This window comes from Fulvivirga marina (genome assembly GCF_016775155.1).
Lineage (GTDB): Bacteria > Bacteroidota > Bacteroidia > Cytophagales > Cyclobacteriaceae > Fulvivirga > Fulvivirga marina.
In genome coordinates, this window is sequence record NZ_JAEUGD010000066.1 from 487,686 (window position 1) to 504,544 (window position 16,859).

Here is a 16,859-nt window from a genome sequence, read left to right on the forward strand (position 1 = left end):
TCTGATATCTCAAAATCGTTCTCATATAGTTGCCTCATGGGCTCCATGTAATTCTTTTTCAGGTTGTTCCTCCAATACAGCCTGAGTGATTTGCTCAAAGTAGCTGAGGTATTTTTTAATAGTTTCCCTTTTAAATTGATCTGAATTGTATTCTAACTTGAGAGAGATCCCTTCTGCGCTATCGACAACAAAAAGTGTGAGATCAAACCTGGATACGTTAAAATCCTGCTGAACTCCCTTAAGCTTTTCTGAGATTTCCTCTGACTTATCTTCTTTACCCGGCTCTTCAGCAGAACCCGGAGTGTTGATATCCACAAAATTTTGAAAGCCATAAAACACATTAAAAATGGGTTGTTTATGATCCGCCCCTTTAGGACCTACCTTTTCAACCAGTAGGTCAAAGGGGTAATTTTGATGATCAAAGGCCTCAATCGAATTTTGAGTAACCTGCTGTAATAATTCCTCAAAACTGGCATCTTCTTCAATTTTGGTGAGGATTACCAACGGATTTACAAAGAACCCTATCAGACCTTCCAGGTCTACATGATTCCGGCTGGCCGATGCTGTACCTACCAATAATTCGTTTTGGCCGCTGATATTTTGCAACAGCACGTTGAGAATAGTAAATACGGTATTGGAAAGCGTCGTACTGTTTTTAAAGGCCAGTCTTTGAAGTCCTTCCCTTAGGTTTGCATTCAACACCAGGCTTTCAACTGCTCCATTAAAATTGTTGAGCTCTTCGGAGCCAAAATCATAAGGTAACTGGATCTTATCCGGTAAGTCTGAAAGCTTTGTCATCCAATATGCCTCATCATTCTTCAGGCTGATGTTGTTCTGCCAGTGCACATAATCTTTGTATTGAATCTTAAGCGGCTGTAGCGGGTTGGCCCTGCCGTTGGCAAATGCCATATATAGTGAAATAGCTTCCTCGAAAAATATCCTTAGCGACCACCCATCTGCGATGATATGATGCAGCGTATATAAAAGCATACTTCTCTCCTCTCCCAACTGCAATAAGCTAACACGGATCAGTGGCCCGTTGGTCAGGTCAAATGGCTTACGGGATTCTTCCTGTGCCAACACTGCTGCTTTTTCATCCGGGTTTTCTTCTCCTCTCAGATCGGTGTAAGCAACTGAGAATCCCAGCGATTCATAAGAATGGATCTTTTGTCTTGGCTCTCCATTTACTTCTATAAAGGTGGTTCTCAAAGTTTCATGGCGCTCAATAAGTGCCTTAAAAGTCCTGTCCAGGGCATCCTTATCTACCTCCTCTTCAAGCACATAAGCACCCGGCATATTATAAGCAAACTGATTGGTCTGTAACTTATTCAGTATCCAAAGGCGCCGCTGTGCATATGAAATCTCATAGCTATCAGCTTCGGCAACTGGCTCTATCTGCTGGTAGTTTGCGCGGCCAGCCTGTGCTATGCAGGCACTCACACTCTCTATGGTAGGGTTAAGGAATACATCGCTCAACCTGATGTCGGCATTCATCTCTTTTCTGATACGTGAAACGAATTGCGTGGCTTTGAGCGAGTGTCCTCCCAGTTCAAAGAAGTTATCATGGATACCCATGGATGTTTTCCCCAGGATATTTGTCCAGATCTCTAAAACTTTAGACTGTAGTGCATTCCTTGGAGGTACATAATCTTTTTGAGATGAACCGTTCACTCCTACAGGATCAGGAAGTGCCTTATGGTCAACTTTTCCGTTGCTGGTCAATGGCACCTCATCGAGCGGTATGAAGTAAGCGGGGATCATATACTCTGGCAGGTATCTGTTCAAATAGCTTCTCCACTCGCCCGGCTGCCATGTTTTAGTGGTAATGAAGTAAGCAACCATTTGTGCCTCCTGATCGCCATCTTTTTTCACTGTTACTATGGCTTGATCTACATCCGGATGTTGAAGCAATACATGTTCGATTTCCTTGAGTTCGATTCTGTGTCCACGGACTTTGACCTGGTTGTCTAACCTGCCCATGAAGCCTATATCGCCAGAGGGAAGCCACCTGGCCTGGTCGCCTGTACGGTAGAGCCTTTCATGATCTCCGTTCAGGGTTTTGACCGTGATGAATTTTTCGGCGGTCAGGTCCAGACGATTCATATATTCGTGTGCCAGTCCTGCTCCTGAAATGCATAGCTCACCTGGAATGTTAATACCTGTTGGTAATTGGTGTGCATCCAATATGTGGATTCCGGTATTCGCAATAGGTCTGCCAATGGTGAGCAAATCGTCGTTATGCTTTATATACTTGTACGTTGACCAAATGGTAGTTTCTGTTGGCCCATACATATTAAAGAGTGCTCCGCTCCTTTCCAGAAGCTTTTGCCCTAAATCAACAGACAAAGCCTCCCCTCCACATAATAGTTTCAGGGTTTTGCTCCCCTGCCATCCGGCGTCTACCTGGGCTTTCCACATCGTAGGTGTCGCCTGCATTATATCCGGGTTGTACTTTTCTATGGCCTCCTTAACCAGAATAGGGTCTTTAATCGTATCATCATCTGCCAGTATCACTGTAGCTCCGGTTACCAATGGCAGGAACAGTTCCAATACAGATATATCAAAGCAATAGGTGGTTGTTGCCAACATCCTGTCATCAGCAGTAATGTCTGTGATCTGCTTCATGCTAGTGAGGAAATTCACTACTGACCTGTGGTTGACAAGCACTCCCTTGGGTTTGCCGGTGGAGCCTGAAGTATATAAACAATAGATGGCCGAATCTGCTGTGCCCTTAGCTGGCAGGCTGGATGGGCAAGCATCTATCCCTTCCTCCACATCTTTCAGGTTAATCACCTCCATCATGGTATTTACTTGTAGTTCAGCGTTGGTGATCAGTGCTTTCATACCGCTGTCCTGGCAGATATAATCGATCCGCTCCAAGGGGTAATCCTTATCTACAGGCACATAGGCAGCGCCTGCTTTGAGAATACCAAGCAAAGTAATGAGCATATTTTCAGACCGATCGATCAACACCCCTACCAAATCGCCGGATTGTACGTCGGCGGTTTCTATGAGGTAGTTAGCTAACTTATTGGATCTTTCATGCAGGTTGAGATAGGTCAACTGCTGCTTTGATGTAATTAAGGCAGTTTTCTCACCGTTCAATAGCACCTGCTCTTCAAACAGGGCATGCAGGGGTTTGTCTTCAGGGTAAGTGGATTCGCTGAAGCTACTGAAGTCCCTAAGCTGTTCTTTTTCATGCTCAGGTATATAATCCAAATTATCCAAGGTAGCTTGTGGGCTATCCAAAACACTCAGGGCCAGTTGCCCTAAGTGATTGAGCATACGCTCTATGGTCTCTTTCTTAAACAGGTCAACATTATACTCCGCACTTATCGATACGCTTTCTCCATTATCTTTAAATACGAGTGATAAATCAAATTTACTAACGTTGAAAGTGGGTGCGTAATTAACCGTTTTTACACCATTCAAATCAAACTGTCCTGCGGGGCCAATGTCGATATTTTGCATGGTCACCATCACATCAAAAAGTGGAGACCTGCTCACATCTCTGACCAATTCCAGCTCTTCTATTAACCTGTCGAAAGGATAGATCTGGTATTTCTGTGCATTTAAAAGTTGCTTGTTAACCTCCTTAAGCAGCTGACCAAAGTCCTCATTGCCCCGGAACATAGACCTGACACCCAGTGTATTAAAGTAAAGTCCTACCTGGTTCTCAAGGTCCCGATGATTACGGCCTGTAGATGGTGTACCTACAATGATGTCTTCCTGACCGGTATATCGGTAGAAAAGTGCTTTGGTGAGCGAAAGTAAGGTAGCAAACAAACTGACCTGTTGCTCCTGACTGTATGTCTTCAGCTTTTTGGCGATGTCCTTATCCAACTCCAAACTGGTATGGTCCCCTTTGAAGGTTTGCACCCTTGGTCTCTGAAAATCAGTGGGTAAATCCAAAAGTGGTAATTCACCTTTGAACTGGTTGTGCCAGTACTGCTGGTAGACTTTAAGGCTTTCTCCTCTCAATTGTTGGTTTTGCCAGTGGGCGTAATCCTTATATTGGATATGAAGTGGTGCCAACGGACTTTCTGCTCCTTCAATACGGGCATTGTATAATTCTGTCATTTCCCTGATCAGGACGATCAGCGACCACCCATCGGAAATGATGTGGTGCATATTGAACACAAAAAGGTGCTTCCCTTCCTCCAGCTGAACCAGTTTGGCCCTTAATAGCGGCCCCTTCTCAAGATCAAATGGAGCTATCGCCTCTTCCTCAGCAATTTCACTAGCTTTCTCGTCACTTTGAGCTTCATGACTCAAGTCTATGAACTCTACATCAAAACCGCATTCGGAAAACTCATGCACCTGTTGCATCAGGTCTCCTTCTATCATGGTAAAAGTGGTTCTAAGGATCTCATGGCGCTGAACAACCTCGGCTAGTACCTGCTTAAATACTTCCAGGTTCAGCCCTTGAAATATCATGGCCGCCGGGCTATTATAGATGGAGCGCTGCTCTTCAAATTGGTTGAGTATCCACATGCGCTTCTGAGCGTGAGATACTTCATAATATGCCGCCGCAGGAACAGGCTCAATGGCACTTGCCTTTTGCTCTCCATTTATGGGGAGATAAGCCATTGATCTCGCCAGATCAAGTGTTTTGCGACTTAGGAAGTCTTCTTTGTAGGTGTCCTTCCACCTATCAGCAATGGTGCTATCGATGCCCTGATGTGTAGCAAATTTCACGTCACCGATCATCTTCGAATCTTCAGATATACCATCCAGCATTTTTGATTTTTTGCCGGCGTATATTTCAAGCATTTCTTTTTCGTAAGGTATTTCAAGAAAGTCACATACTGACATCAATGTTGACTCCGGCTCTCGTACCAGGTCTTCGTATTGGACCACAAACTTTCTCGAAGCAGGCACATTTTCCAGATGTGCCTGGATGTTCTGATAACTGACCAACCAGGTTAGCTCTGCTAATTCACGTAAAGTGAATGGGTGTTCATAACGGAATATCTGATCCATTTTGGTATTCTCAAAAGAGTTGATCATACCATAAGGGTGCCTTTGCAGTACGAGGTATTTTGGTGACTCGAAGTAAGTCTCCATCCGTGTTAAAGCCTCTGGGTCAATGGTATAGTTGGGTGATTTGTCCACCAGCATACGATCGCCTGAAAGCTTTTGTAAAAGGGCATAAAACTCCTTCACTGGCATTTTTTTACTTTCCAGATCACGCATGATATCTCTGGCAAGATCGGCATCGCATTCATTAAGCTCCATTAATGCCCTGATTGTACCTTCCAGGAAGAAACTATATGGCCCTTCAAGTTTGTCTTTCCTTTCCTCCAGGGTATTGAAGCTCATCAATTCCAGTTCCGGTGGAGCAAATAACATGGGATGGCCACTGAGCATAGCTCTGAACAATGTTGACCCTGACCGTGGTGGTGATAATATAAATACTGCCGGCTTGTTTTTAGGCTCATCAAGAGCAACAGGCTCAGGAGAAACTATCAGGTTTCTGAATTCTGCCTCTTTTTGATCATCAATGGATGAGCCTCCCTGGTTTTGATAATTCAATAAACTGGTGGCCAGTTCCTTGATAGAAGGTGATTCAAAAAGGAGTGTGATATGAATGATATCACCTGTTAACTCCTGTATTTTATTACAAATACGAATGGCCTTGATAGAGTCTCCTCCCAATTCAAAGAAATCGTCAAGAATGCCTACCTGATTGATGCCCAATACATCCTGCCATATCTTCACCAAAGAGGTTTCCATCGCAGTGGTCGGAGCCTGATAATTCTTCGACTCTACAAAGGAATGTGGCAAGGGAAGTGCCTTGGCATTGATTTTTCCGTTGGTAGATAAAGGAAACTTGTCCATACCAGTCAGGTATGAAGGCACCATATACTCGGGCAGGTTACTGGTCAAAAATCTTCTCAGTTCATCATTGTCCAGATCGCCATTGGCTATATAATAGCCGACGATATAGCGCTGCTGATCCTTATTTTCAGGTGCCATCACATGTGCATCTTTCACTGCCGGATGCTTCAGCATGGTCCTTTGTATCTCTCCCAGTTCTATGCGGTAACCTCGTATTTTTACCTGGTTATCTATACGACCAAAAAACTCCAATGTGCCGTTTTCAAGCCATCTGGCTGTATCACCGGTCCGGTACAGTCTTTCATTTGATATTGAAGGATTGATTATAAACCTCTCAGCAGTCAGCTTAACATTGTTAAAGTATCCGTTGCATACCCCTGTTCCTCCAACGAACATCTCCCCAACAACACCTGTAGGAAGCAGGTTACCATCCTTATCGCATACATATACTGTAGTTTCAGGAAGCGGAACACCGATAGGGCTACCTTTTGAAGGTGTAAGGATATCTTCCTCGGTCAGCTTGCCATAGGTCACATGCACCGTGGTTTCTGTAATACCGTACATGTTGATCAGTGCTACTTTATCCAGCGGATATGATGCTATCCATGGCTTGAAAGTGGCAGGCTCCAGGCGGTCGCCGCCAAAAATGACACACTTCAAATGCGACAGGTAGCTCTCCTCTTCATGTTTCAGAAGGTATTCGGAAAGATATTTAAAGGCCAATGGCGTCTGATTGAGCACTGTGACCTTGTTTTCCTTAATGAACCGTGCAAAGTGGGCCATGTCTTTACGCGTGGTATTCGTTGGCACCATCAGCTTACTTCCATTGAGCAAGGATCCGAAAATTTCCCATACTGAAAAATCGAAGTTATAGGCATGGGCCAGTACCCAAACATCAGCCGATGAAAAACTAAATGGGTGACGGTCATTTCTGATCAATCGTACCACATTTTCATGTGTGATCATACAACCCTTTGGCGTACCGGTTGACCCGGAAGTATAGATAATGTAAGCCAGGGTTTGGGGCTTGGCTGAAGACTTTACTACCGCATTTGCATGGTTTGCAATATCTCTAAGATCAAATTGCGATCTATCTGATTGCTCTGATCTCACTTCATCAGAAAGCTCTTCGCTGTCTATATATAATACGGCACCAAGTTCCTCACAATCTCCATCTTGCAGCTTGTTTACTGTTTCGAAATATTTCTTCTGGGTGATCAACAGTGGGGCATCGGTATCATTCAATAATAATTTGACTCTATCATAAGGGTTTTTAGAGTCAATAGGCAGGTAAGTACATCCAGCTCTCAATACTCCGAATATGCTGACTACGGCCTCTATGGAGTTATCTAAAAGCAATCCGATAATTGCCTTTTTCCCCACGTTTTGGGATTTTATAAACGATGCAATAGCACTGGCCTGCTGTGATAACTCCTGGTATGTCAACGAGCGCTCTTCATCCTGCACGGCCACATGGTCTGGCACCAGATTCACTTGTTCATCAAACAGGTCTATTAAGGTTTTATCCTGAGGGTAGCCTGCCTGGGTATTGTTGAACGACTTCTGTATTCTTTTGTTATCCTCTATTGAAGGTACGTCGGTTCCCTCCTCTTTTGCTGTCTGGTTATCAGACAATTGGTCTGACTCATGATTTAAAGCTATTAAAGCAGTATCAGGATTGTTAAGCACATGGTGAAACAGGCATAGCAAATGCTCTTTAAGTCGCAGCACTGTTTCCTCTTTGAAAAGGTTGGAGTTGTACCTTACATGTACTTGCAGGTGACCTTCGTTTCTTCTGATCAACCTCATCAGGAGGTCGAATTTACTTCCTATGTTAAAATCTATTTCGGAATCTGTTGCTGTGGTATCGTCGAGTGCTTCTGATGTATTTTCAGCCCCGACTGACAGGTTATTGATATCTGCAGTTACCACCACATCAAAAAGCGGGTTCCTGCTCATATCTCTTTTGAGATGCAGATCACTTACGATTTGATCATAAGGATAAACCTGATGGTCATAAGTTTCCAGCAGTTCTGCTTTAGTCTGAGATAAGTAGTCCTTAAAGCTCATATCAGGGTCTACTTCGCCTCTGATTGCTATCATATTGACAAAAAAGCCAATCAGATTATCCAGGTCACGGTGTACCCTTCCGCTAACCGGCGAACCAACGGTCATGTCTGTTTGCCCTGTATATTTATAGAGCAGCACCCTGACTACCGACAGGAAGCCCATAAACAGGGTAACCTGATGCTTGTTGCAAAGCGCCTCAAACCGGGATGCCATATCTTCTGTCAACTCAAAATCGATCAGCCCTCCATCGAAAGACTGGACTGATGGTCTTTCAAAGTCAGTAGGCAGCTCCAAAGGTGCCGGCAGGTGTTGCAATTTACCCAGCCAAAATTGCTTATGTTCTTCCAGTATGGCTCCGCTCAACTGCACCTTCTGCCAATGAGCATAGTCCCTGTATTGAATTGGCAATTCAGGCAATGGATTTTCTTTATCCTGAACAAAGGCTTCGTACAACGACAGTACTTCTTTTACCATTAGCCCCATGGACCATCCATCTGATACGATATGATGCACTGTGTAGATGAATGCACACTCATTGTCTGTCAACTGAAGAAGTTTGACTCTAAAGAGTGGACCTTTTTCAAGATTAAAAGGAGTCTGAGCCTCTTTCTGAGCTATTTGCTCCAATTGATCTGTTTCAATCGCCTGGTCTCTGAGGTCCTCATAGACCATTTTGAAAGGGAAGTCTTCCAGGTTATGGACTTTTTGCATCGGCTCATCGTCCACGGTTATGAAAGTTGTCCTCAGCACTTCATGCCGCTCTATAAGCGTAAGCAGAGCTTTGTTCAGGGCGTCTTTATCAATATTCTTGAGTATTGACATGCCGGGCATGTTGTACACGATCTGATCAGGGTTAATCCGGTCAAGTACCCATAGCCTTCTCTGTGCATAGGATGCCTCATAATATGGACGGTCTCCCAATCTCTCAATTTTAACTTGCTGTGCACGATCACCTCCGGCAATGATCTCGCTCAATCCTTTAATGGTTGGATTCAGGAACAGTTCCTTGATGCTTACCTTAACACCAAGCTCCTCTTCAACTTTTGCTGTTACCTGAGTGGCTTTAAGGCTGTGACCTCCTATTTCAAAGAAGTTATCATGTATGCCTACCTGAGGGATATCCAGTACCTTTTTCCAAATCTCTGCTACCGCTTTTTCAGTATCATTAGTAGGTAGGTCAACACCTTCTTTAAGGTAGTCTGTTACCTTGGGTAATAATTTGCGGTTGAGTTTACCATTATCTGTAAGGGGTAGTGCCTCCAATGGTATAAAATGCTGGGGAACCATGTAGCCTGGCAAAGACAATGAAAGCTCTGCCTTAATATCCTCTATAGTATGTTCCTCATGATGGACTACATAAGCTACCAGCCGCTTATGCTTAAACTCATCCTCCTCAACAATGATGGCTGATTCTTTTACTCCGGTTATTTTTCCAAGCTGATTTTCAATTTCCTTCAGTTCGATACGATAGCCCCTGACCTTCACCTGTTCGTCTACCCTGCCGATAAACTGAATATTTCCATCAGGTAATAGCCTCGCTCTGTCTCCTGTGCGATAAAGTTTTTCTCCCTTTTTGAAAGGGTGAGGTACAAATTTCTCAGCGGTAAGTTCAGGATCATTAAGATATCCTTTGGCGAGTCCGTCACCGGAAACGCACAACTCTCCTGGTATACCCGGTGGCAGTATCTGGTTGTAGTCAGTTTCTTTAACTATATAGCATTGAGAATTGGCTATAGGCTTACCTATAGGGATATTACTCAGGCTTTCATCAGTTCCATCGATGAGGAAGGTCGTAGAGAATGTGGTATTTTCTGTTGGCCCATAGCCATTAATCAGGGCAAGGTCAGGCCATGCTTTTCTCACTTTACTGATATGGGGGGCAGAAAGTGCTTCACCTCCGACCAGTAAGGTTTTTAATGGAGCAAAAACTTCAGTACCTCCATCCACAAGGTTATTGAATAAGGAAGCTGTTAGCCAGCAGGTGTTTACATTATATTTTTTTAGATATACGCCAAATTCTACATGCGTTAATAAGGCTTCTTTATCGATGAGGTGAAGAGAGGCACCATTCAACAGTGCACCCCATATTTCGAAAGTAGATGCATCAAATGACAACGGTGCCGTTTGTGCTATTCTGTTCTCGGGAGTGATGTTGATGTAGTTGGTATTTCTAACCAGCCTGTTAATGCTTTTGTGCCTGATCAGTACACCCTTGGGTACACCTGTTGTGCCCGAAGTATAGGTGATATAAGCAGTATTATCTGCACTTTGATCTCTTTTAACGGCACCTTTGCTCAATGCTGAAAAGTGCTTTTGCGAATACTGTCGCTTATTGCGAACAGGCAGTGACCTGCCTTCAGAGCTGGCAGTCCTATCGATATGCAGCATGGTATCAAACCTAAACTGCGTTAATTCGCTTTCCACGGTGGCGATCTTTTCAGAGTGCTCCACGCGATCGATCGCAGCAAAATCGTGCTGAAGGTCGTTGAAGAAATTTCTGGAGATAAAAAGCTCATTAGACCAATCCAGTTTAGTGGTATACTTGCCCGGATTTTGTGCTTTGAAGTCTTTCAGGGATTGGATAAGCTCATCTTTACTATCCTGATCCATAATGTCTCCAATAAAAATAAGCCCTTTATCACTCACCAACTCCATAGCGCTTTCAAGCACTTTGTAGAGGTAGTTGTGTCCGTTAAAACACTGGATCACACTGTTGATGATGATGACATCAAAATCTCTCTCTTTTAGTGAGCTGATTTCATCAGCAGACATAGTTTGCAGAAAGATGTTGTCCAGTCCGCGCTTTTCGCTTTCTGCTTTGGTTTTCTTTAATATTTCTTCGGAGTGATCTACACCGTAATAGCTTTTCACTAATGGCGCCAGACGAAACATACTGATCCCTGAGGAGCAGCCTATTTCCAGCACTTTATGTTCTTTCTTCAGCAGTGGTTTGAGTTTATGCAGTATATTATCTCCATACTCATCCATCACTTTTCTACTGAGATCTTCGCCTGTATAGCTGTTTACCCAGCCTCCACCTTGAATGTCATCCGCAGCTTTTTGCCCTATGTAATCCCAGAGTTCTGCTTTGCCCAGTTCATTGACTTCATCGTCTTCTTTTAACAAGTCATCCGTATCCAGACAGAGGTACGACTCTAATGATGGACACTCCCACTGAAGTTTGTTGAGCAGTTTGAGGTATTTCTTCTCTGAAATAACCCACTTCGCCCCGGTATCTTCTATGATATACTTAAGCCTTTGAAAGGGAAAGTCCGGATGAAAAGACACATAGGTGCCTCCTGCTTTGAGGATACCCAGCAAGGCTACCAACATATGATCGGAAGGCTGAAGCAAAACGGCAACAGGCTCTTCAATAGCAATATTATGAGCTACAAGGAAATTAGCGACCTGATTTGAACGCTCATCAAGCTCCTTGTAGGTAAATGAGAAGTCACCGTATTGAAAGGCTGTTTTATCGGCATATGTCCCGGCAATCTCTTCAAATAGCTGGCTTACCGTCTTATCATCAGGATAATCGGTAGCCGTTTGGTTTAATGCTTCAAATGCGGCAGGTAGTTTAGCCGCGCCTTTTTCGACAAGCTTAAAGCTAGAAATTTTCATAATTAAATATTCTCAGTAACCTGACTTGCGTGTTGTAAAAATCCTTTGAAATAGCCCATCCACTCTTCTATGGTAGCAGCTTTAAACAGGGATGAGTTGTACTCAAATGCCAACTGCAACCCATTCTCATATTCGTAGACAAAAAGCGTCAGGTCAAACTTGGAAGTTTCAAAGTCCTGCTCTAGTCCCTTGGCCTTGATAGTCTGATCGGATTTTTCTGTTTCTTCAAAGTCTATAAAGAGGTCTGTAAAGTTTTGAAAACCGTATAGTACGTTAAAAAGTGGCTGTACATTACCTGCTCTCTCCGGGTTTAGCTTCTCCACGATGAGATCAAACGGGTAGTTTTGATGGTCAAATGCAGAGGTCATACTTTCCGAACTTTTCTTCAGTATATCTTCAAAGGCTGCGTCTTCTTCCATCTGGTTACGAATGGCCAATATGTTTACAAAGAAGCCTGCCAGGTTTTCAAGATCCGGGTGGTTTCTATTGGCTATGGCCACTCCCACTACCAGGTCCTGCTGACCCGAAATATTGTACAGCAATATATTGAAGATGGTAAAGACGACGGTTGAAAGTGAAGTATTATGTTCCAGGGCCAGTTCTTTAAGTTGAGTGGTCAACTCAAGGTCCAGGAAGGTTATTACATTCTTACCATCAAATGTGTTTTCATTCGTTTTTTCGAAGTCATAGGGTAATGCGATACAGCCATTTACACCTGCCAGCTTGTTGAGCCAGTATTGCTCTTCTTTCTCATTGATGATGTTGTTTTGCCAATAGACAAAGTCTTTATACTGAATTCGCAATTCCGGCAGTGGATTGGGCTTACCATTTTTGTAAGCTTCATATACTTTATCAAGCTCACCGGTTAGCACCTGCATAGACCAACCATCGCATATGATGTGGTGCATCGTAAATGCAAACAGCCACTTATCATCTGTAAGTTTTATCAGCATGGCACGCATCAAGGGACCTTTGGCCAGGTCAAAGACCTGCTCTCCTTGCTCATGGGCTAATTTTGCAGCCTTCTCTTCCCCTTCGGCCTCCTGGCTTAGGTCAATATGGCTAAGTTTAAAATCAAGATCTTTCAACTCATGGATCTTTTGATAAGGCACTCCTCCCTGGTTGATAAAGGTGGTTCTCAAGGCTTCATGTCTCTCTACAATAGTATTGAGTGCTCTTTCAAATATTTCCGGGTCGATTCCCTCCAGGTAAAATGCGCTGCTGGAGTTGTATGACTTTTGCTGTTCCTCAAATTCATTAAGAATCCAAAGTCTCTTCTGAGCGTGAGAAATGACATAGTGTTCCTGTGGTTCTACCGGCTCGATGCGCTGATACCCTTCTCTTCCCTGTTGGGAAATTTTATCGGCTATCTCCCTGATCGTTGGGCTGGCGAATACTTCAGACAATTCTATCTTGATTTTCATTTCCCGGTAAATCTTGGAAACCAGCTGGGTGGCTTTCAAAGAGTGACCGCCAATCTTAAAGAAGTTATCGTCAATACCCACCAGGTTTCTACCCAATATACCTGACCATATTTCTACCAGTTTTTCTTCAGTCTCATTTCTCGGAGCTATATAATTCTCAGTGACTTTATGCTTTAACTCCTCTGGCATAGGCAATGCTTTACGATCCACTTTGCCATTGGCGGTAAGAGGAAGTTTTTCAAGCCTTACGAAGTAATCAGGAACCATATATTTTGGCAGATCAATAGTGATCAGATCCTGAAATTCCTCATCGGTAATATTTTCCAGCAGTTGTACGTAGGCGCATAGTTGTTTGCCCACACCCTCTGGTTCGAGCACTGATACTACCGCTGCTGTTACTTGAGGAATGCTGAGGATCGTCTTTTCAATTTCTTCCAGTTCTATACGATACCCTCTGATTTTTACCTGGTTATCTACACGGCCTACAAATTCAATATTACCATCTTCTCGTAGCCTGGCCAGGTCTCCTGTTTTGTATAACAGGCTATCTTCTTTTACCGGATGGCTCACAAATTTTTCAGCAGTCAATTCCGGGGCATTCAGATAGCCATGCGCCACTCCGTCACCTGCTACACCCAGTTCGCCGACTATACCTACTGGCAGAGGCTCTGAATTTTCGTTGATGATGTAAGCCTCAGAGTTCGACATGGGCTTGCCAATAGGCATAATACCTTCATCTCCTGTAGCCTGATAAGTGGTAGAAATTACGGAGTTTTCAGTAGGTCCGTAAGCATTAATAATCTGAAGCTCGGGACAAACTGCCATAACCTTTCTAACCTGTACAGCATTGAGTGCTTCACCTCCTATGATCAAAGTCTTAAGAGTCTTAAACATAGCGGGGTTCAAATTAGCAAACTCATGAAAGACAGGTGTAATCAACACCATCATGCTAATGTTATGTTTTAACAAATACTGTTGGAAATGGTCAATATCCAGCAGCTTGTCTTTATCAGTTATAGACAGGGTCGCTCCATTGAGCAGTGCTCCAAATATTTCCAGCGTTGATGGGTCAAATGATATGTTAACATTCTGTGCCCAGCAATCTTCAGACTGCACTGACATGTAATCGGTATCTTTTACCAGTCTGACTATACCGCGATGTGGAATGGTCACTCCCTTAGGGTTACCGGTTGAACCTGAGGTGTAGATGATATTGGATATCTGTGTTGGGTCGAGATCTGTCTGTAGCGGTGCTTCACTGCAAGATCTTAAAGCAGTAGCATCGTACTGGAATTTCTCTCTCTCAAAAGCTGGCTTATCGGTTTTGCCTTTGTTGATGTGCAATACGCTGTCGTAGTGAAATGCTGTCATTTCATTATCTACAGAAGCTATTTTGTCGGAATGGTCGATACGACTGATCTCCTCAAAATCAGCCTGGAGATCATTCAGAAAACCTCTGGCAACAAACAGTTCATTCGAAAAGTCAATTTTTGTTTTAAAATTCCTGGTCTCCTTTTTATAGGCTTTCATGGCTTCTACCAATGATTCCTTTTTGTCATGATCATACAGGTCTCCCAGGAAAATGATACCTTCTTCACTCATCATGGAGATGAGGTCTTTGATGATTTTTCTCAGGTAATTGTAGCCACTAAAACACTGAACTACACTATTGATGATTATAATATCGAAATCGCGCACATCGATATCAAGCACATTCTCAGCTTCAAGGCAGAATAGTTTGATATTTTCAATTCCCTTGGTATCACATACTTGCTTGTTGGAATCAATGATGGCCTGAGACAGGTCTGTACCGTAATATTCAGCCACATGGAGGGCCACTCGAAACATGGTGATACCAGAAGCACAGCCTATTTCCAATACTTTTTTGGTCTTGTCCAGGTATGGTAGCAGCTTTTGCAGGGCATTCTCTCCATATTCATCCATTTCCTCACGGGTAAACTTTTCGCCCTTGTAGCTATCTACCCAGCCACCGCCTGAGATATCATCATCTGCCGAATTTCCAATGTACTCCCAAAGCTCTTTGTCCATTAATGCCCCTCTTGATTCGTTTTCGTTATGGACATCCTCGCTATCCAGGCAGATAAATGTTTTCAGGTCTTTGCATTCCCATTGCAACTGGTTCAACTCGCGGATGAAGGCTGACTCTGACATCAACAGTTTTGATCCGGTATCACGCAACATATACTGCATACGTTCCTGTGGATACTCTGTATTGATGGGCAGGTAGTTAGCCCCCGCCTTCAATATACCCAGTATGGCAGCTATCAGGTTAACAGAGGGGTGCATTAAAATGGCTACGGTATCTCCTGCCTGAATTTCCTGCTGCTGTACAAAGTGCCCCATGCGGTTTGATAACTTATCCAGTTGTTCATAAGTCAATGACTGGTTGTTATGCACCAACGCTATTTTCTCAGGATTGGCAGAAACGTTTTCCTCAAATAACTGCGCTATGTTTTTATCCCGGGGATATGCAGTCTGATTTTGATTGTAATTAAGGTAAAACGCTTTAAGGTCGCTGTCGGATAAGGAGAAGTTAATCTCGTTTATTCTTATTTCCTCTTTTAAGATCACTTGTTCAGCCACTGATATCACCTGATCGATCAGGGTTTTGACAAAGTGTGGCGCATAGGCGTTGGCATTAAATTCGACCTGAACACCCAACCGACTCACGGGGAGTATCTTAATGGTTAAATCATAATTGGTCTGTTCAAATGTACTTGTGCCCTGAACCTCTAAAAGGTCATCTTGCCCCTCTTCTGCCTGACCAGATCCAAGGTCTATCTCAGCGGCCTGTGCAAAGTTTTGAAACCCATACATGTGATCCATCAGGTTTCCTTTGAGTGGGGTCAGTTCCTGGATATCAGCTATAGGGTGGTGTGCATGCCTTTGGCTTTCGCCCATATCGCTGTGCAGCTTTTGAGCCAGTTCATGGAAAGGTGATGTAGCATCAAATTTCACCCTTACCGGGTTGGCATTTATAAATAAGCCGATCATTTGCTCTATGCCTTCAATTTCCGGAGGACGGCTCGAAACTACGGTACCAAATACCACATCATTCTGACCGGTATATTTTGACAGTACTATTCCCCAGATGCCCCGGAAAACAGCATTGAGCGTTACCTGATATTTTTCAGCAAACAGTTGAAGCTTTTTATAGCTCTTATCCTCAAAATATCCGTATAGTTCCTGTCTATCATATGATTTCCCTTCCGATGTGACGGACCTGGGTATACTTGCCAGCTGATCATAGCCCTGTATGTAGCCTTTCCAGTATTCTCTGGAGCCATTTCTATCCTGTTTTTCAAGCCATTCGATATATCTTCTATAAGGAGTTACGGAAGGCAATCTGTGCGGCCTGTTTTCCAGCTTGCTTTTATAAAGCTCAAAAAACTCCTGGATGAGTATGCCCATGCACCAGCCATCTACAATGATATGATGATGGCTCCAGATCAATTCATATTCTTCATCATCCAGTTGCAATATGGCAACCCTCATCAAGAGGTCCTTTTCCAGATTAAATGAGTTCTCCTTATCTCGTTTTTTATATTCTTCAACATGGGTGAGCTTCTCTTCAGATGTTGCTTTTCCACGCAGGTCTTCAAAATGAAAATCTGCTGTCACCTCTTTTAGGACTACCTGCAACATTACATCCGCCTTATCATTAAAGAACTGGGTACGAAGCACGTCGTGCCGGTCAAACAATTGCTGAACACTCTCTTCTACCAGTTTTATATCCAGCGCCCCTTTAAAACGGTAGGAAAGCTGTTCAAAATAGGATTTGGAATCCTGATTTTGTAAATAATGATAAAACATCCCTTCCTGCAACGGTGACAGTGTGTAGATATCCTGAATATTTTCGTAATTCTGCATAAAATACTATAG

Annotated in this window: 2 protein-coding genes; both read right to left on the minus strand. The window is 43.4% G+C overall.

The window, feature by feature from the left end; all coding sequences use genetic code 11:
* Window positions 1-21: 21 nt before the first annotated feature.
* Window positions 22-11,532, minus strand: a complete 11,511-nt coding sequence (locus JMN32_RS22780) for a non-ribosomal peptide synthetase (RefSeq protein WP_202858695.1) — start codon at window positions 11,530-11,532, stop codon at window positions 22-24.
* Window positions 11,533-11,534: 2 nt separating this feature from the next.
* Window positions 11,535-16,847, minus strand: coding sequence for a condensation domain-containing protein (locus tag JMN32_RS22785; protein WP_202858696.1), 5,313 nt, complete (start codon window positions 16,845-16,847; stop codon window positions 11,535-11,537).
* Window positions 16,848-16,859 lie beyond the last annotated feature (12 nt).

Excerpts from the sequence above, each read along its gene's own strand:
- JMN32_RS22780 (WP_202858695.1), bottom strand. The coding sequence starts at position 11,532 with ATGAAAATTTCTAGCTTTAAGCTTGTCGAAAAAGGCGCGGCTAAACTA.
- JMN32_RS22785 (WP_202858696.1), bottom strand. The coding sequence starts at position 16,847 with ATGCAGAATTACGAAAATATTCAGGATATCTACACACTGTCACCGTTG.